Raw genomic sequence first — 18,648 nt, 5'->3', positions numbered from 1 at the left:
TTTCCCCAACTTGTTTAATATGATTGCAAATCTATCCAGTAGAATTTAGTATAGGTGGTTCATCTGGTCTTCTATTTAGTGTATAGGGAGAGCTTCTCTATCATGTAAACAGGAGGTTATTCATTGGCACTTTTAGTCTTTTCCAGATATTCATTAACTACATGCTCATCAGAGAAAGGTAGTATATCAGAACCTATTATTTGGCCTTCCTCATGTCCCTTCCCTGCTATAATCACTAGATCTCCCTTTCCTGACATGGCTAGCGCTTGTTGTATAGCTTTCTTTCGATTTGGTTGAATGCTATAGTCTGTCGTCTCAATCCCTTGCGCAATACTGTTTAATATAATGCTAGACGATTCAGTACGAGGATTGTCATCAGTTAGAATGATAAAATCAGCATATTGATCAGCAACAGCTCCCATTTCTGCTCTTTTCCCTTTATCTCTGTCACCACCGCAACCAAATACAACAATTAACCTTTCGGAAGTCTGTGTTCGCAATGCGCCTAATAACGCATTCAGTGCGCTAGGTGTATGAGCGTAATCAATAAAAATCCTATACCCCAAGTCATTATTTAATTCTTGCATCCTGCCTTTTGGTAATGTCAGTCGTTCGGTATGCGGCGCAATTTCTTGTAAGGAAAAACCCAACTCCGAAATGGTTGCAACAGCTGCTAGAACATTATATTGTAAATATTCTCCTTTAAACGGCAAGTTAATATCTACGGGAATATCGTAGTCCTGTATTAATAACCGCATTCCTTTACTGGTGGTTTCCTCATGTATGATGCTACAGTCAGCTAAAATTCCCTTGCCAAAACTTTTAACAACAGGATGCTCCATTCGCAATTGATTGCAAAACTCATCATCTATATTCACCACAATTTGCTCCGAGAATAAGCACAATCTCTTTTTAGCTGCTAAATAATACTTTTCGCCACCATGTTCTTCATAATGGTCGCGACTTACATTGAGATACACACCGATATCGATTTTACAGTCATCTAATCTATGCTCCGACAAAGCTAAAGACGAAGCTTCCATAACTAAATGGGTCACGCCTTGACTTACACAATAAGCAAATATTCTATATAGTTCTGTTGCCAATGGAGTAGTTAAAGGTTCAAGGCTAACAGTTTGCTTTTTTCCATTTATAAATAGACCGACAGTTCCTACAACAGCCACTTTATTGCCAAGTGATTGTAACAGCTGGCCAATAAAATGGGTCACTGTGGTTTTTCCATTTGTACCGGTAACCGCAATAATTGTCAGCTCTTCATCATATGGGCCGTATAGCTTCTTGCTAGCATAGGACAAAAACGTGGAACAGTTAGGGACCCATATAACGGGTAAAGGAAATTCCACACTGCTCTCATATCTGTTATGAATAATAGCTGCTGCCCCATTTTGTATCGCAAGGTCTATATAATCCCATCCATCATACTTCTTCCCTTTACGGGCAACGAACACATCGCCTGGCAATACATCACTTGCTCGATCTGTAATGCCTTTTACCTCAGTCCGAATGGATCCACATTCCAATTCACAAGGCCATTCTTTTAATAGCTCTGCCAAGATCAACTATGTTCCCCCTGCACCTTTTAGTAAGAAATGAATACATTACTATAACCACCCACTACTACTTTTATCGTATGAAAAACATGTTGAATATGTCACGAGGAGATAGGAGTTACAAAATGATTATTCAAAAATTTGGCGGAATTGCTATGCAATCGAAAGAATCGCGTGTGCATTGCCTCCACCATATTAATAGGGCGATACAAGAACATGGAAAAACAGTAGTAATTGTATCGGCAATTGGCAGAAAAGGAGACCCTTATGCTACCGATACGCTGCTGAATATTACCGAGGCATTGCAAGAAACTGCAAAGGCAAAGGATCTAGTTGCGGCGTGCGGGGAGTTAATGGCTGCTGCCGTCCTTTCCTCAGAATTAAAGGAATTCGGAATTGACAATTTACTAGTTTACGGGCCGAAACTTGGCATTACTACAACAGAGCACTTTGGAGATGCTGAAATTATAGATATAAACTGCGAAAATCTTTTATATGACTTAAAAGATTTTGATTGTATTGTAGTTCCCGGCTTTCAAGGAACTACCCTTCAAGGAGAAATTGCGACACTTGGCAGAGGAGGTAGTGATCTAACAGCTGCTGTTCTGGGAGCACATTTGCCAAGCTCAATCGTTGAATATTATAAGGATGTACCCGGGGTTATGACTGGAGATCCACACATAGAGAAAGATGTAAAACTGATTGAGTCTCTTTCTTATAGTGAATTTTTAAAGCTATTAAATAATACACATCCCATCGTCCAAATAAAAGCAGCGGAATTGGCTAGAAAACACCAACTCACGCTGCATATACGAAACGTATTTTCAAATGAACGTGGAACAATAGTTTATCCAAATGTTTGAAAGATGCAGTAAGTTGGTTTACTGAACCCTTTCAATAAATACCTGTGTAAAATGTTTATCAAAGACACCCGTGCCTATCTCATTAAATTGTTCATTTAATAATGTATCACGATGCTTTTCGGAATTTAGCAATCCATTGACAGCTTCTGGTGCATCTAAATAATCCTCTGTCACATTCTCGCCCGCAGATTCAAATTGAATGTCGGCATTTTTCAAGCGATCTTTAAACGCATCATTTTTTTGTTCTTCTTGCGAAATTTTATTTTTAGCAAGCTTTTCGCTATGCTCCATTGCAAGTTGGTTTAAATCATCTTTCGATGATAATGTCTCTAAACCTTTTTGATTTCTATATACATTCGTCAACTCAAACAATTGTAGTTGATTTTCTCGATCTATTTCCTGTTGTTTAAACGAGGAAGGAACAGAAGGTGTTATCATATCTCCCATATAAGTCATGTCGTATGGGTGTTGTTTAACTAATGTTTCTCCATCAATAAAACGAACAGCCTCTAACGATTTATCTATTTTGTCGAAGTATAATTGGACATATAAACCTTCATACATGACTAAAATGCGCGTTTGTAAATCCTCTTCGTTTAATACAAATGTATAGATATTATCATTAATCTTTACCGTCACTTCTGAATCTGTGATTGTATTGCGATAAAGTTCATCAATTCCCTGGCCTATTTTAAAAGGCAGGGCCTCAGCTTCCTTACCGGCAATATATAGTTGCTTCACTTTTCCATGCTCTACGCCAGCTAAAACATAATTCGCATCGGATAGCGGATACACCCACCAATCAAAATCGTAACCAGAAGGACTCTTGCGTGTTGGTTCTCCTAGTGTCTTCTGTAACTCTTTGGTTGATTGGCCGACTAATGTGGATAAACCACTGGTTGGCCGTTCAACCGTATTTTGATTTAGATTGCTGGGTGCTTTATTTTGCGGAATTACCTTTCCATTCGAATTTGGTGCTTTTAAAGGCTCATTTTCTTTGACTGGTTGATTTAAGTAAAAAAATACAATTAGTAGTACTGCTAATATAATTAAAACTCTCCATAATACTTTCAAGTTAACCTCTCCAATTTGTTGTTATACTTATTATACCTATACCTTCGGCTGATTAACAATGTTGCCATTGCAACAAACGTTATTTTGCTCTATTATAAAATGGAACCTATATTGTACGAAAGAGTCGAAGGAGGATTTTGCAATGTATTTTGAAAATACGGGACTTGAAAACAAAAGCGCACATATTACTTTACTTGATGATTTAATGGAGAAACACGGATTAATCCGTGCTACAGGCTGGGACTATGAACGTATCACATGGGATCGTAAATTCGTAGTCACTGAAGGCACTTATTATCTACGCGTGTTTGGGATTTCAAAAGAAGGTGACAATGGATCTAACGATTCTATTATCACACTTTCTAAACCAGTTCTAGGCAAGCACTATTTCCCACATGGCGTAGAATATGGAGACAATGAAATTTATCCTGCACAAGTTGTGAAAACTTGTCAACAAGAATTAGCAGCATTAGCAAATGAGTTAGAGCAATTTTAATATTTTCATACTTTTATAGACATATCACTAGTTGATATGTCTATTTTATTTGTCCTATCGAGCGGCTGTAGATTCTATTTGCATAATTTGGAGAAAACTTCACACACTATGTCAAATAGTTATGGGTGATGATAAGATGATACAACCGATTCAACAATTTTTTATAAAGTACTGGCCTTTAATTCTCATTGTTATAGTCGCAGTTTTCTCCTTTTTATACGCACGCCCCATCCTCTTAGCTTTTTTAACGGCACTATTACTAAATCCCCTTGTAAAGAAAGTTGAAAAAAATTGGAGGAAAAGCAGACGCTTTATCGTATTTATCTTTTTTATTATTTTCAGTATATGTATCCTTATTTGCTGTTATTTGCTCTACACGGTTATTCTCATAAAAATCAATGAACTCTCCATATGGGTGCCCCATTTAATAGCTACGCTAAATGAGAATTGGATAATGCTACAATCTAAAATCTCAACGATGACCCATGATCTGCCACGCCCTATTATCTTATCCATTCAATCTTGGATTGGAGACATGTTAATTAGCTTACAAGAATTGGCAACTAACTATGTTGAGGCAGATCGTATGCTCAATCTATTTCAGCATATCCCCTCTCAAATCTTCAAGCTATTTATTTATTTTTTAGCTCTTTACTATCTAATGCTTGAATATCCCCAAATCATCGCTTCATTTCGAAAGTGGACTCGTCTTGAACATAGCACCTTTATTGCTCTCTTCTATCAACATTTTAAAAAAGGGGCTTTTGATTTTGTGAAAGCGCAATTGATTGTAAGTTCAGCCATTTTCTTTGTCACTCTCTGTGTTTTACTATTCATTATACCTAAATACGCATTGTTCATGGCACTCCTAATATGGTTTGTCGATTTGTTGCCTCTTTTAGGTGGTATGATGGTACTCCTGCCATGGGCTGGTTTTAATCTGTTAAACGGTGATACCTTGACTGGCACTATTCTGCTTATATTAACGATTGTCATCATTGCGCTAAGACAGATACTCGAAACAAAAGTAACAAGTAGTCATCTAGGGCTTCCTCCGCTTACAACGCTGATTTGTATGTATGTTGGTTTTGAGATTTTCGGTGTTATCGGTTTCTTTATCGGACCCATTTTTGCCATTCTGATTGTTGTAGTGAAACAATTCAGGCAAAGCTGGATATTTATTAATGAAAAACAAAAAGGCTAACTTCTTCGCAGAAAGTAGCCTTTTTGTTCTTGCTTATAGTTTGTCCATAGGTTTAGTGATTATTTAATATAGCTTTAATAACAGAAGTTGTAGGACCCCCACTAAAGAAAACATAGAGCAGTAGGTATACAGCGACGCCAGTAATTGCTACGAAAAACCAAATAATACTAGTTATTGGAGCGATTTTTCGATGACGCTCTAATTTATTCGTAAACCCAGCAATTAGCGTAATAATCCCAAACACTGCTCCCACAGTTGCTAATGTAATGTGGAAAACAAGGAATATTGTATAATAAATTTTTAAATGCTCCGGTCCACCAAAAGCTGTATTTCCAATAAACACTGTTCTTGATACATATATCAGGAAGAACAATAATGCAGAAATGGCAGCAGCAATCATAGTTTTTTTGTGCGCTTCAATTTTTCTTTGTTTTATTAAAACCCAACCGATCGCAATAAGTATTGCACTTAATACAATAAAAGAGGTACTAATTGTCGGTAACAGAGGCAAACTCATACTTCTTCTCCTCACAAATAATATTATTTAGTTTAAAATTGATTTCCATAAAGTCGTTGTCTTTCTTTTAATGCATCTTGTGTAATTTGGTCCGCATTTTCTTGCTCATCTCTATACCAAGTAATAAATACGCGACCTAACACTACTGCGAAAATAATTTCTTGAATTATTTTCATAAGTACCCCGCCTAATTGTTGATCTTCTAGGGATGACATGCTTGTAAACAATTCAGGACCAGACAATGTTAGACCTTGTAAAGTAGAGGCCGGGACACAAAGCGCCATCGCTTTCATCCACATAGCACCATCTGTATATGTTACATAGAAAGGCGTGTTAGAAAAAATAATCAATGCGCATGCTGGTGTTATTAAAACGGCATTTGCAATAATATAAAACAACTTATTCAAATTCTTCATTTTAGGCTCATCCTCCACCGTATTAAGCAAAGGCCAATACATAAACAAAGCAGAGAGGAAAAGAATAAATGTATAAAGCGAATGTAATGTTTCATGTAGCTTAATATAGTCGAAGAGAATCGGTAAATGATACACGGAAAACATTAATACAAAAAAGATAATAGCAAAAATTGGTTTAGTCATGAAGTGAAATATTGGTTTAATATAAGGTAAATTGATTACCGTTTTCCATAACCAATTTGGAATACCCATGATAATAAATATAGGGATTAAAAGCAGCAATAAAGCCATTTGCACCATATGCATAGTAAACATAATGTGCGACATTAAATCTATTGGAGAGCCAATGACGGTATAGACTAATAACATGGCAATAAGGAATGATATAGCTTCACCCTTTTTTAAAGGTAGACTATTTTTAAAATCCTTCCTCCACTTCATTGTTATCAAAAAGTAAAGAATGGTTAGGAATACTAATACAATTATTAGGCCCGGACTCCACATTGCTCGGAAACCGAAAATACTTAGAGGCATTAATCTTCGCTCCTTTTTATTCACTACCTACATTATATAGTCGTTCAGATGAAACTACAATGAACGATTCATGACATTTCCACTAAGCGTACTGTATCTTATTTTACTTTAGTGCAAAAAAAGAACCAAGCTAAAGAGCTTGGTTCTTTCTTAATTACCACCAAATAATTGTTACAAAAGCTAGAATCATTGTAAATGCAACGATCATGCCAGAATACATGAAGAACTGCATAATGCCTGTTCCCTTTTCGCTTAAGTGCATAAAGTAATACAGTTGAAGTGCAACTTGAACTCCTGCAAACAATAAGATCAAAGGGACTACTAGGAATGCTGAGAATCCAGCTTGAACAGTGGCGAAAGCGACAAATGTCAAGAATATCATAATCGCAAAAACAGTAACTTGGTTACGCATCGCTTGGCTAGCTTTACGACGATTATATTTATACTCTTCCTCGCTTCGTGCTTCTACATGGACATCATGTGACATTATTTAATCACTCCCATCAAGTAAACTACTGTGAAGATGAATACCCAAACAACATCAATAAAGTGCCAATACAATGAAGCAATAAAATACTTAGGTGCATTGTAAAGGTTTAAACCACGTCCTGCATTTCGAACCATTAACAATACAATCCAAGCTAAACCAATCACAACGTGCAATCCATGAGTTCCAACTAATGTATAGAAAGAAGATCCAAATGCACTTTGTGAGAAAGTAAATCCTTCATGCACATAGTGAGTGAACTCGTAAATTTCTAAGCCTAAGAAGCCAAGGCCAAGCAATACAGTGATCGCCAACCAAGCTTGCATACCTTTAAAATTGTAGTTCTTCATATGGTACATTGCATAAACACTTGTTAATGAAGATGTTAAAAGCAACATCGTCATGATAAATGCAAGAGGTAATTCAAATAAATTTTGAGTAGTGAATTCCATTCCACTTGGCCCTTTGTTTTTAAGTGCCAAGAATGTTGCAAACAAAGTAGCAAATAACACTGTTTCTCCACCAAGGAAGATCCAGAAGCCCACTACCTTATTTTTACCTTCTGCAGTAGAAAGTTCTGGATGTTCAGGCCAAGATTGTGGGGTGAATTTAGATTTTAAATTCATTATTCATTACCCCCTTTGTCATTCAATAAATCTTCTTTGTGAATATGATATCCAAGATCATCTTTAAGAGAACGTACAATCATAGCACCTAATGTGATAGCTAATCCAACAATCAACGCTACAAGTGACCAAGGTTTATCTGCATCTTGATTATAAAGAGCACCGAAACCAGCTACGAATAGACCGATTACCATTACGAATGGAATGAAAGAATTGTTTGGCATATGGATATCTGAAATTGGTTCAGCATATGACATACCTTCTTTGTTTCCTTCCATTTTTTCAATCCAGAAAGTATCTAGCCCACGTACAAGTGGTGTTTGTTTAAAGTTATAAAAAGGTATTGGTTGTGGGATAGCCCATTCAAGCGTACGTCCGTCGCCCCAAGGGTCGCGTCCACAAGGTTGCCCTTTAATTGATGTAATAATTACATTTATAACTAATAGGATAACCCCAATTGCCATGAAGAATGCACCGACAGTTGAAATTAAGTTAAATGTATCTAATCCTTGATTTGGAAGGTATGTGAATACACGACGAGGCATACCCATTAAACCTAAGAAATGTTGGATGAAGAATGTTAGATGGAAACCAATAAAGAAGAACACAAACGTAATCTTTCCTAATGTTTCATTTAACATTCTATTAAACATAATCGGCCAGTAGAAATGAGTAGCAGCCAATAATGCTAGGACAATCCCACCAACGATTACATAGTGGAAGTGAGCTACGATAAAGTAAGAATCATGCAATTGGTAATCGACAGGAGCTGCAGCTTGCATTACCCCAGTCACACCACCAGCAACAAACGATGGAATGAAACCAAGTGCATAAAGCATAGGCGTGGTAACTTTGATAGAACCGCCCCACATTGTACATAGCCAGTTGAACACTTTCATACCAGTTGGTACTGCGATAGCCATAGTCGCAATAGCAAAGATAGCATTAGCAGTAGCACCAAGACCTACAGTGAACATGTGGTGAGCCCAAACCATGAAGCCTAGGAAACCGATTAAAATTGTTGCAAATACCATTGATGAATAACCAAATAGGCGTTTACGTGCGAATACAGGAATAATCTCTGAATAAATACCAAACGCAGGAAGTACTAAGATATATACTTCAGGGTGTCCAAAGATCCAGAATAAATGTTCCCAAATAATTGTATTACCACCCATTGTATGGTCAAAGAAATTCGAACCAAACATACGGTCGAAAATCAAGAAGAATAGACCAATTGTTAATGGTGGGAATGCGAATAAGATTAATGCGCTGGCAATGAATGTTGTCCATGTCATTAAAGGCATACGCATAAATGTCATACCTGGTGCGCGCATATTTACAATTGTTACGATAAAGTTGATCCCTGATATTAACGTACCAGCACCGGCGATTTGCAAACCGACTGCATAGAAGTCAATACCATGACCAGCAGATGCTAGTGATAATGATGCGTATGAAGTCCAACCAGCATCAGGAGCTCCGCCTAAGAACCAAGAAAGATTTAAGAAAATACCACCCCAGAAAAATAACCAGAAGCCTAGTGAGTTTAGGAATGGAAACGCTACGTCTCGTGCACCAATTTGTAGTGGTACAACAGCGTTCATGAATGCAAATAACAACGGCATGGCAGCAAGGAAAATCATTGTTGTCCCGTGCATTGTTATAATTTCATTAAAGAGACCCGCACTTACAAAATCATTATCTGGTTTTGCAAGTTGGATACGAATGAGCATTGCTTCGATACCGCCGATGACGAAGAAAAGTGTACCGGCAAGTAGGTAAAGAATGGCGATTTTTTTATGGTCGACTGTTGTTAAATAGTCCCATATAGTTGCGCCAAAGCCCTTTTTCTTTGCAGTTGAGCTCACAACCTTAACCTCCTTCAAAATAATTCAATTAAATTTTTACATTAAGTATTATTTTTCTACAGATAAGCCCATTAAATATGCAGCCAATGCATCTAGCTCTTGATCTGAGAATTTCTTGCCATTATTAATTTTTTCAGGTTGAGGCATTGTATTGCCCGGTTTTACAGATTGTGGATCGTTAATCCACTTTTTAATTTCTTTTTTATTATGGTCAAGCACACCTGCAACGCGGTTACGGTCACCAAATGTTGCTAAGTTAGGTGCAATCCCTGTACCTTTACCATCGCCAGATACAGCATGGCAAGTAATACAGCTTGTTTTAAAGATATCTTCACCTTGTTTTTCCAAGTCTCCTGAAGCTACATGGTTTTTAGATGCTTTCATTTCAGAAACCCAGTTATTAAAGTCTGCTTTGCTCAATGTTTTTACTTTAAAGTCCATTAATGCATGGGAAGGACCGCAAAGCTCAGCACATTTACCGTAGAAGACTCCTGTTTCAAGATCTTTTGATTCTTTGTCAAATTCTAAGTAAAATTTGTTGATGTTTTCAACGTTTGTATCCATTTTACCACCGATAGTCGGGATCCAGAATGAATGTTTTACGTCTCCTGATTTAAGGTTAAAGTAAACTTTTTCACCTGTAGGAACAACTAATTCTTGTGAAGTAACGATTCCTTCGTTTGGATACTCAAATTGCCACCAATATAATTTTGCAGTAACATTTACAGTTACAGCTTTTGCTTTACCATCAGCGTCTTTTGCATCCATAGCTTTCGTATCAGCAAATTTGTAAGTAAGTGCAACTGTTGGAACAGCTAAGATTAGAAGTAAAATGATTGGAATTACTGTCCAAAGCACTTCTAAAGTAGTACTGCCTTCTACTTGCTTAGGAATAACATTTTCTCCAACTTTTTTGCGTCGGAATTTGATGATTGCAAGTACATAGATTACTACTACTACCAAAATAACAAGCGTCATGATAGCCGTTGCTAAAAGCAGTAAGTTGTGTTGTTCTCTACCAACTTCACCAGCGGGTGTTAAAGTTGATAAATAGTTTTTGCCACAACCCGAAAGGAAAACAATAAGTGCTGTTAGCAATGCAAATAGACGCCACTTTTTAAGCCCTTTCATCATAGCTTAATTAAACCCCTCTTTCTTTGTTGTATTTCATGTGTAACCAGGACTGTGGTTGTTTTATATGAATTCTTTAAAAAGAAAGAACTCCGTAGTTATAAAGGCTTTGAATATATTCAATGGAACTTTTGCCACTGCCATACAGTCTAATGAGTAAATAAACTCTTTATTCGCCCAAGAGAAATCGTTTCTCAGCCTAAAAAACTTCAATGCAAGTACAAACCAACTTAATCGTAGTATTAAATAAAATCAAACTAGTTTGGACGGTAAAACGGAAACGGATATAAGAGCTATGCCTACACTGGTAAAATCAATCATTCATCTTTGCAATCACAAAGTAAAGAAGGAGGTTACCAAGCTAAAAGGATGCAAATATACATCTACAAAAAATATCTACTACTTCATAATCATCCAACGGCAGTCAAGCCAAAATTTCAGTACATCCTTGAAATATCAGCTGTAATTTGCTCCCACGCTTTCGCTTTAGACCACATTGAATATAAAACGACAGTTATAATCCTGCTAGTCTCCACACGCCGGCAGCATTCTATGCCTAAATAACAAAACTTCGCTCCAAAAAGAAAATAAGTTTAAATGCCTGTTTAGACATAGTTCGCCTAATAGACATTTTACCCTTCAATTCAATTTGATAAGCACATTCCGTTAAACATACTATAACCAAAAAATGCGATTATTTCTAGACGAAAAGCAAAATTTCGTGTCGACGCGCTGGAATAATTGGTAACCATAACACAACATATCTATAGTAAATCATTTTAACCACTAATAATGTGAAGGATGTGAAACGAATTTATGAACATTTTGTGAAATAAATAGACCGATAGATTACCAATTTTTTTTACAAGTTGTTTTTTGGTAATATTTTCGATATTATCGAGATTGAAAGTATCACACGTTACGTGATTACTATAGATAAAGTAGGTGTCAAAATATGCAACAAAGTAAATACATGAAGTGGTTTGCTGTTGCTGCAACAATTGGAATGGCGCTCATATTACTGGGTGGAGCTTTGGTCACCAAAACTGACAGTGGAATGGGTTGCGGCAGAAACTGGCCTGATTGCAACGGTTCCTTAATACCAACACATATTACTCCAGAAATTTTAATTGAATTTTCTCATCGTGTTGTGACAGGTTCGGTATCTATCTTAATCTTTATATTATCTTTTTGGTCTTGGCGAAAACTTGGACATGTTAGGGAAGTTAAATTCCTTTCTTTTCTTGCGCTCTTCTTTTTGATCGCGCAAGCATTAATTGGTGCAGCCCAAGTGCTTTGGGGACAAGGAGATTTTATTTTAGCTCTGCATTTTGGTATTTCTCTCATTTCTTTTGCAGCTGTTTTCTTACTCACATTAATTATTTTTGAAGTAGACCAGAAATTTAATGCGAACAACGTTCACATTGGGGGCGTATTAAAATGGAACACGATCGGCGTTACTATTTATTCCTATCTTGTTGTATATACTGGAGCCCTTGTTCGCCATACAAATTCTAGTTTAATCTGTCCTGATTGGCCATTATGTCGTAATGATCAAATGGTTCTACCAGGTAACTTTTATGAATGGGTGCAAATGGGCCACCGTTTAGCAGCAGGCTTAATTTTTATTTGGGTTCTTATTATCGCTATACATGTTATCAAGCATTATAAAAAACAGCCGGTACTTTATTGGAGTTGGATTATCGCACTTATAATTGTCTGTTGCCAAGTCATTGCCGGCATGGGCGTTGTATTAACTAGGCTAAATATCGTTGTTGCGCTTTTACATACGTTATTTATTTCTTTATTATTCGGCTTACTATGCTACATGATAATGCTGATATCCAGAAGCAGCCACCAGGCTAAAAAATAATATTTTGTTATTGCAAAAGTATTAAACACAAAATGAAAAGAAGAGGCGTTCTGTTAAACTTAACAGGATAGCCTCTTCTTCTTTCTTCTCAGTTTGACATTAAAGCAATTGATTAGAAAGCTAACATTTCTGCTTAAGACTCAATTTCAATAAGCAAGTCTCCGGTTGAGATGGCATCGCCTTCTTTAACGTGTACTTCTTTAATCACGCCATCTTTTGGCGCCTGAACAGTAGTTTCCATTTTCATCGCCTCAGTAATTAAAATATGCTCGCCCCGTTTTACTTCACTTCCTGGCGAAACAACTACCTTCAAGACAGTACCAGGCATAGTTGCACCAATTTGGTTGGCGTTAGATGGGTTGGCTTTTGGCTTACGCTCTCCAGCTACTTCAACTGTCATATCTTGAATCACAATTTCACGGGATTGTCCATTTAACTCAAAATAAAGCACACGCGTTCCGTCATGCTGCGGCTCTCCAATTGAGACCAATTTAACAATAAGAGTTTTTCCTTTTTCTATTTCCACTTCTATTTCTTCGCCTAATTTCATGCCGTATAAGAATGTTAATGTATCTAATACAGATACATTGCCAAACTTCGAAACAGTTTCCATATATTCTTCAAATACTTTCGGATACAATGCGGAAGCTAATACTTCATGACTGTTTATAGGGCGATTATATTTGTTAAAGAGATTATCTCGTATTTGTGTGAAATCAATTGGAGCAAGCAATTTTCCAGGTCTATCAGTAATGGGTACTCGATCCTTTAACACAGCTTTTTGCAGCTCTTTCGGAAAACCACCATAAGGTTGGCCAATATAGCCCTCAAAAAATTCAATGACTGAATCCGGGAAATCGATAGCATGGCCTCTTTCAATAACTGATTTTTCATCTAAGCCATTTTGCACCATGAATAATGCCATATCTCCTACCACTTTAGAAGATGGGGTGACTTTAACAATATCCCCAAACAATAAGTTCACGCGTGCATACATCTTTTTCACTTCTTCAAAACGATCGCCAAGGCCTACTCCCTTTGCTTGTTGTTGGAGATTGCTGTACTGGCCTCCTGGCATTTCATGCACATAAATTTCAGAATGAGGACTAATCATGCCACTCTCAAAATCCTTATAATACTTTCTAACATCTTCCCAATAGGTTGAGAGTCTTTCTAAGCCTTCGATATTAGCCCGTACATGCCGTTTATTGCCTTTCATTGCATAATACAAGCTGTTTGCACTTGGTTGTGATGTTAAGCCAGCCATAGCCCCTAAAGCTGTATCTATAATGTCTACACCTGCTTCAGCTGCTTTGGCATATAAATAAATGCCATTCCCGCTTGTATCATGTGTATGCAAATGTATAGGCAACTCCGTTGATTCTTTCAATTCAGAAATTAGTCGATAGGCTGCCTCTGGTTTTAAAAGACCGGCCATATCCTTTATCGCTAATATATGAGCACCAGCGGCCTCCAATTCCTTCGCCATATCTTTATAGTACTGTACTGTATACTTTGCTCTTGAGTCATCTAAGATGTCTCCTGTATAGCAAATGGCCGCTTCGGCAACTTTTCCCGCATCTCTAGCTGCATCAATGGCCACTTCCATTCCTTTGATCCAGTTAAGGCTATCAAAAATACGGAATACGTCAATACCTGCTTGAGCAGACTTTTGAATAAATTCTTTAATTAAATTGTCTGGATAGTTTTTGTAACCTACTGCATTGGATCCTCGCATTAGCATTTGGAATAATACGTTTGGTATTTTTTCACGTAGTGTGATTAATCGCTCCCAAGGATCTTCCTTTAAGAATCGGTATGCTACATCGAATGTTGCCCCTCCCCACATTTCCAGTGAGAAAAAATTGTCCATGATTCTGGAGGTCTCTTCTGCAATTTCATACATATCATATGAACGCACACGTGTAGCAAGAAGCGATTGGTGGGCGTCTCTCATCGTTGTATCTGTCAATAACAGATCATCTTGCTCGCGAATCCACTTTACTAATCCGTCAGCGCCTCTCTCATCTAAGATTTGCTTAGTACCGCCTGGTATAACAATTTTGCGGTCAATTGGCGGCTTATGTGCTTTTGTAAAAAGAGGCTTTGATTTTTTCTCAATGCCTGGGAACCCATTTACCGTCACATTGCCGATGTAGCTAAGTAATTTAGTACCGCGGTCTCTTGCAAGCTTGAATAAAAATAATTCCGGCGTCGTATCAATAAAGCTCGTATCAAATGCTCCATTAATAAAATTAGGATGCTTAACGACATTTTCTAGAAACGGGATATTTGTTTTGATACCACGAATACGAAACTCTTGTAGATTTCGATCCATTTTAGCTGCAGCTTCTTTAAATGTATTTCCCCAAGTTGATACTTTTACTAATAAAGAGTCATAGTGAGGTGATATAACAGCTCCTTGGAAGCCGTTCCCTGCATCTAGTCTTACACCGAACCCACCGCTTGAACGATATACCATTAACTTGCCTGTGTCAGGCATAAAGTTGTTTTGTGGATCCTCTGTTGTTACCCTTGATTGTATTGCAAAGCCAAAGAGCGGTATTTTAGATTGATTTGGTATATTAATCTCGCTACCATGCAAATCATAGCCATTGGCAATGTTAATTTGTGCATGGACAATATCAATTCCTGTCACCATTTCCGTAATTGTATGCTCAACTTGAATACGTGGATTGACCTCAATGAAATAAAACGCATCTTCTGCCACTAAAAATTCCACCGTACCCGCATTAACATAATCTACATTTTTCATTAGTTTGACTGCCGCTTCACAAATTCTTTCTCGTAAGCTTTGTGATATCGAATTAGACGGAGCAATTTCTACTACTTTTTGATGACGTCGTTGGATTGAACAGTCGCGTTCGTATAAGTGAACAATATTCCCCTGATCATCACCTAATATTTGTACTTCAATATGTTTTGGTCGTAGTATACATTTTTCAACGTACACTTCATCAGAACCAAAAGCTGCCTTTGCTTCTGATTTCGCCCGATTATAAGCTTCTTGTGCTTCTTCTGCTTTATGTACAACGCGCATGCCTCGTCCACCGCCGCCAAGAGCCGCTTTAATCATAATAGGATAGCCATATTCATCTGCAAATGCCCTGACCTCTTCAATGGTTTCGACCGGACCGTTAGAACCAGGAATGACTGGTATTCCTGCAGTAATCGCCTGTTCACGTGCTTTAACCTTATCTCCAAACATATCTAAGTGCTTGGACTTAGGGCCAATAAAGAGAATGCCTTCTTCTTCACAACGTTTTGCAAAGTCTAAATTTTCAGATAAAAAACCGTAGCCTGGGTGAATGGCATCTGCTCCCGACTCCTTGGCAATCGTTAAAATCCCCTCGATATCTAAATATGCCTCGATCGGTTTCTTGCCGCTTCCTACAAGATAAGCCTCGTCAGCCTTATAACGATGGAAAGACCCGCTGTCTTCTCTTGAATAAATAGCAACTGTTTTAATGTTCATTTCTGTGCAAGCTCTAAAAACTCGAATGGCAATTTCACCGCGATTAGCAACTAAAATTTTACTAATTGGCATAGTAAATCCTCCTTAAAGTATAATAGCTAGTCTAAAAGAAAAACAGAAATATATAATAAAAATTTGATGTGTTTTACAGGAATAAAATACAAGAATTTCTCATTGTAGTGACCGACAAGCCTCCTAATAAATAAATTGAGGCTTATCATCACTCGAGAGATTCATAGCTACATATTCTTTACACATCAAATTAATATCCCAAAACTGAGAAGAAACTTTTATTCTAATCTTTCATTTTTATATTGTTCTCTTTTAACCATCATAGAAACATTGGCTAATATCCCCATAGCTAAAGATAACAAAATTACTGAGGTACCGCCATAACTTATAAATGGAAGCGGAACACCTGTTAGTGGAATAATACCGCTCAATCCACCAACATTGACAAATGTTTGAATGCCAATCCAACTACCGACTCCAGCAGCGATCATTCGAGCTAATGGATCTTTTGCTTTGATGGCAATACGCATTGATCGATAGACAATAAAACCTAAGCCAAACAGAACAACTGCAATCCCGAAAGTCCCCAACTCCTCTGAAATAATCGCTAGGATAAAGTCAGTCTGCGGCTCTGGAAGGTAGCCCATTTTTTGAACAGACTGGCCTAAACCAAGTCCCTTCACTCCACCTGAGCCAATAGCATAATATCCATTTACCATTTGATATCCAAAGGCATCCGCGTCCTTAAAAGGATCCAGATATGCTTTTAAACGCCCCATTCTACGTTCTGTAAAAAATGAATCTTTGAAAATAAACAAAAGTAAAAATACAGCGAGCATACCACCTATTAGCGTGCCGATAATTTTTCCGAATGTCTTAAATTTCATGCCACTTGCCGCCATTACGGAAAGGACAATGATCGTTAACAAGCCGATTGCCCCCATATCAGGTTCCAGAGCAATAAAGAATAATACAACCATAAACACACCAATAGGCGGCACGATTGATTCATTAATTATATCTATTTTACCTGTCTCACGTTTTTTAGTGAAAAAGGCTGCAAAGTAAAGGATCATACCTAGCTTAGCCAATTCGGAGGGCTGTAAGTTAAATAGACCAAGATTCAGCCAACTCTTTGCGCCAGAATTACCAGGGCTATACCCTACAAAAAAGACTGCGATTAATAAAAATAACATGGCGCCGATTATAAATAGCATCATCCTGCGGTCTTTATAGCGCTTGTATGGAATAATAAATCCTATTAAAAATGTAACCATTGCGAGTATAAGATTGACTAATTGTCTTTTATAGAAATAATCCGGTGCTTGTCCTAATGTATTGACAGCCCAAAACATACTGGAACTATAAATCATGACCAAACCGAACAAACATAGTAGTACAAAAGTAAAGAATAAAGGATAGTCAAAATACTTCGCATATTTTTTGAAATATGTTTTCATTTTATTACCTCTTCGTTTAGCAAAAAAACCCAAACAACGTTGTGTTTGAGTTTTCTTTTATTTCTCTGTGAATGCATCGTGCAAAGCAGATAATTCTTTCTCAAGTGAATCGAGAATCTCTCTGCCTTTATCACGTTCAAGCAATCCAAGTTTAACTGCAAAGTCAATTTCACGCGATAAACCAAACATTTGCGTGTCTAAAACTTCTTCATACAACGGACATTGAGGCATTGTCAAATGCTCCATTTGTACTCTTATTAATTTTGCTATTTTATCCGCATCGGCAATTAGGAGTTCCAATGCTTTCTCCTGATACGAATTTTGAGATTTTGTATCCATGAGGACGCCCCCATTACCTGATATTTCTTCAATTCTATCTTAATAAAGTTTATCTTTTATAAAAGGAAATTGCAAGCATCTATATAGTAAATTAAGAATCACCATATAATTTCTTTCTATCTTGTTCTTAAAAGCGTTATACTAAAAAAGAGTTTTGATTAGAGGAGGAAGATTTATGGAATCCATCATCCAAGTAAAAGGCGAAGTTAATTTTCAGATCACATTAGATCCAACAGTATGGATTTTTGATGACCGCAAACTTGATTTAGACCAATATTTCACTGAAAAACACGTTGAAATAGATGCTGATGAAGAGTATATCGAAAAAGCCGGAAAGTTTTGGTCTCGCGAAATTATGGAAGGCGCTACTTTCCCGCCAACTTTAAAAACAGAACGGAAATTCGACCGACAAAAAATGATGTCAGGCACATTTGGCATTAAAATCGAACCATTTATTCAAAATGCTGAACCTAAAACAGATGCAACGACTGTTATTTTTGGTACACAGAGCGGTGAACAGCATAGCTTCCCTATCGAAGAAGCCAAAACTTTCATTTTCCAATTTAGCCAAGAAGGAAAAATGTTATCACAGGATGGCCCTGTTTATTTATTATTTAATGATGGATCTAATCTTGAAAATCCTATTAAAGGAATCACATCATTAGAGGTGAAATAGGG

General features: G+C 37.2%; 16 protein-coding genes. 5 read left to right on the top strand and 11 right to left on the bottom strand.

What is annotated here, in order from left to right; translation table 11 throughout:
- Positions 1-116 precede the first annotated feature (116 nt).
- Positions 117-1,580 carry a UDP-N-acetylmuramoyl-L-alanyl-D-glutamate--2,6-diaminopimelate ligase gene (locus AC6CHJ_RS03430; protein WP_498287286.1) on the bottom strand — a complete coding sequence of 488 codons (1,464 nt, stop codon included), beginning with the start codon at positions 1,578-1,580 and terminating at the stop codon, positions 117-119.
- Positions 1,581-1,696: 116 nt separating this feature from the next.
- On the opposite strand from AC6CHJ_RS03430, the gene AC6CHJ_RS03425 reads away from it, so the two are divergent.
- Positions 1,697-2,434 carry an amino acid kinase family protein gene (locus AC6CHJ_RS03425; protein WP_147194300.1) on the top strand — a complete coding sequence of 246 codons (738 nt, stop codon included), beginning with the start codon at positions 1,697-1,699 and terminating at the stop codon, positions 2,432-2,434.
- An 18-nt stretch (positions 2,435-2,452) separates the two neighbouring features.
- On the opposite strand, the gene AC6CHJ_RS03420 is transcribed toward AC6CHJ_RS03425, so the two are convergent.
- A complete protein-coding gene (locus tag AC6CHJ_RS03420; RefSeq protein ID WP_150283840.1) occupies positions 2,453-3,508 on the bottom strand; it encodes a CAP domain-containing protein in 1,056 nt (351 codons plus the stop codon).
- A gap of 142 nt (positions 3,509-3,650) precedes the next feature.
- Here AC6CHJ_RS03420 and AC6CHJ_RS03415 point away from each other — a divergent pair, with 142 nt between their 5' ends.
- Together AC6CHJ_RS03415 and ytvI are read left to right on the top strand one after the other, a co-directional pair.
- A complete protein-coding gene (locus tag AC6CHJ_RS03415; protein ID WP_066785125.1) occupies positions 3,651-4,004 on the top strand; it encodes a YugN family protein in 354 nt (117 codons plus the stop codon).
- 121 nt (positions 4,005-4,125) lie between these two features.
- Entirely contained in the window at positions 4,126-5,208 is a 1,083-nt protein-coding gene (ytvI, locus tag AC6CHJ_RS03410) for a sporulation integral membrane protein YtvI (RefSeq protein ID WP_147194306.1), read from the top strand.
- Between the two features lie 52 nt (positions 5,209-5,260).
- Here ytvI and AC6CHJ_RS03405 read toward each other — a convergent pair whose 3' ends face one another.
- The 6 genes from AC6CHJ_RS03405 to coxB form a co-directional block, all read right to left on the bottom strand.
- A complete protein-coding gene (locus AC6CHJ_RS03405) occupies positions 5,261-5,725 on the bottom strand; it encodes a DUF420 domain-containing protein (protein WP_147194309.1) in 465 nt (154 codons plus the stop codon).
- A 32-nt stretch (positions 5,726-5,757) separates the two neighbouring features.
- Complete coding sequence (ctaG, locus tag AC6CHJ_RS03400) at positions 5,758-6,675, bottom strand: cytochrome c oxidase assembly factor CtaG (RefSeq protein ID WP_498287283.1); 918 nt, start codon at positions 6,673-6,675, stop codon at positions 5,758-5,760.
- Positions 6,676-6,829: 154 nt separating this feature from the next.
- Complete coding sequence (locus AC6CHJ_RS03395; RefSeq protein WP_066785118.1) at positions 6,830-7,162, bottom strand: cytochrome C oxidase subunit IV family protein; 333 nt, start codon at positions 7,160-7,162, stop codon at positions 6,830-6,832.
- A complete protein-coding gene (locus AC6CHJ_RS03390; protein ID WP_066785116.1) occupies positions 7,162-7,788 on the bottom strand; it encodes a cytochrome (ubi)quinol oxidase subunit III in 627 nt (208 codons plus the stop codon). The genes AC6CHJ_RS03395 and AC6CHJ_RS03390 overlap by 1 nt, the downstream gene beginning before the upstream one ends.
- Positions 7,788-9,659: a cytochrome c oxidase subunit I gene (gene ctaD / locus AC6CHJ_RS03385; protein ID WP_147194312.1), complete on the bottom strand. Its 1,872-nt coding sequence runs from the start codon at positions 9,657-9,659 to the stop codon at positions 7,788-7,790. The genes AC6CHJ_RS03390 and ctaD overlap by 1 nt, the downstream gene beginning before the upstream one ends.
- Positions 9,660-9,707: 48 nt before the next feature.
- Positions 9,708-10,793, bottom strand: coding sequence for a cytochrome c oxidase subunit II (gene coxB, locus AC6CHJ_RS03380; RefSeq protein ID WP_147194315.1), 1,086 nt, complete (start codon positions 10,791-10,793; stop codon positions 9,708-9,710).
- 952 nt (positions 10,794-11,745) lie between these two features.
- On the opposite strand from coxB, the gene AC6CHJ_RS03375 reads away from it, so the two are divergent.
- Positions 11,746-12,663 carry a COX15/CtaA family protein gene (locus AC6CHJ_RS03375; RefSeq protein ID WP_147194319.1) on the top strand — a complete coding sequence of 306 codons (918 nt, stop codon included), beginning with the start codon at positions 11,746-11,748 and terminating at the stop codon, positions 12,661-12,663.
- A gap of 133 nt (positions 12,664-12,796) precedes the next feature.
- Here the strand turns inward: AC6CHJ_RS03375 and pyc are convergent, their stop codons facing one another.
- The 3 genes from pyc to AC6CHJ_RS03360 all read right to left on the bottom strand — a co-directional run bounded on the left by pyc (position 12,797) and on the right by AC6CHJ_RS03360 (position 17,970).
- Positions 12,797-16,231: a pyruvate carboxylase gene (gene pyc / locus AC6CHJ_RS03370; RefSeq protein WP_498287281.1), complete on the bottom strand. Its 3,435-nt coding sequence runs from the start codon at positions 16,229-16,231 to the stop codon at positions 12,797-12,799.
- 218 nt (positions 16,232-16,449) lie between these two features.
- Positions 16,450-17,631, bottom strand: a complete 1,182-nt coding sequence (locus tag AC6CHJ_RS03365) for an FtsW/RodA/SpoVE family cell cycle protein (protein WP_147194325.1) — start codon at positions 17,629-17,631, stop codon at positions 16,450-16,452.
- A gap of 57 nt (positions 17,632-17,688) precedes the next feature.
- Positions 17,689-17,970 (bottom strand): Fpa/YlaN family protein, encoded by a 282-nt coding sequence (locus AC6CHJ_RS03360; RefSeq protein WP_066785098.1) that lies wholly within the window; start codon positions 17,968-17,970, stop codon positions 17,689-17,691.
- A gap of 175 nt (positions 17,971-18,145) precedes the next feature.
- Between AC6CHJ_RS03360 and AC6CHJ_RS03355 the strand changes: the two genes are divergently transcribed.
- Complete coding sequence (locus AC6CHJ_RS03355; RefSeq protein ID WP_147194328.1) at positions 18,146-18,646, top strand: peptidyl-prolyl cis-trans isomerase; 501 nt, start codon at positions 18,146-18,148, stop codon at positions 18,644-18,646.
- Positions 18,647-18,648: the final 2 nt, after the last annotated feature.

Source organism: Rummeliibacillus sp. GQ308 (assembly GCF_059759115.1).
The sequence above is the reverse complement of the archived record's forward strand: the minus strand, read 5'-3'. Positions and strand labels throughout refer to the sequence as shown.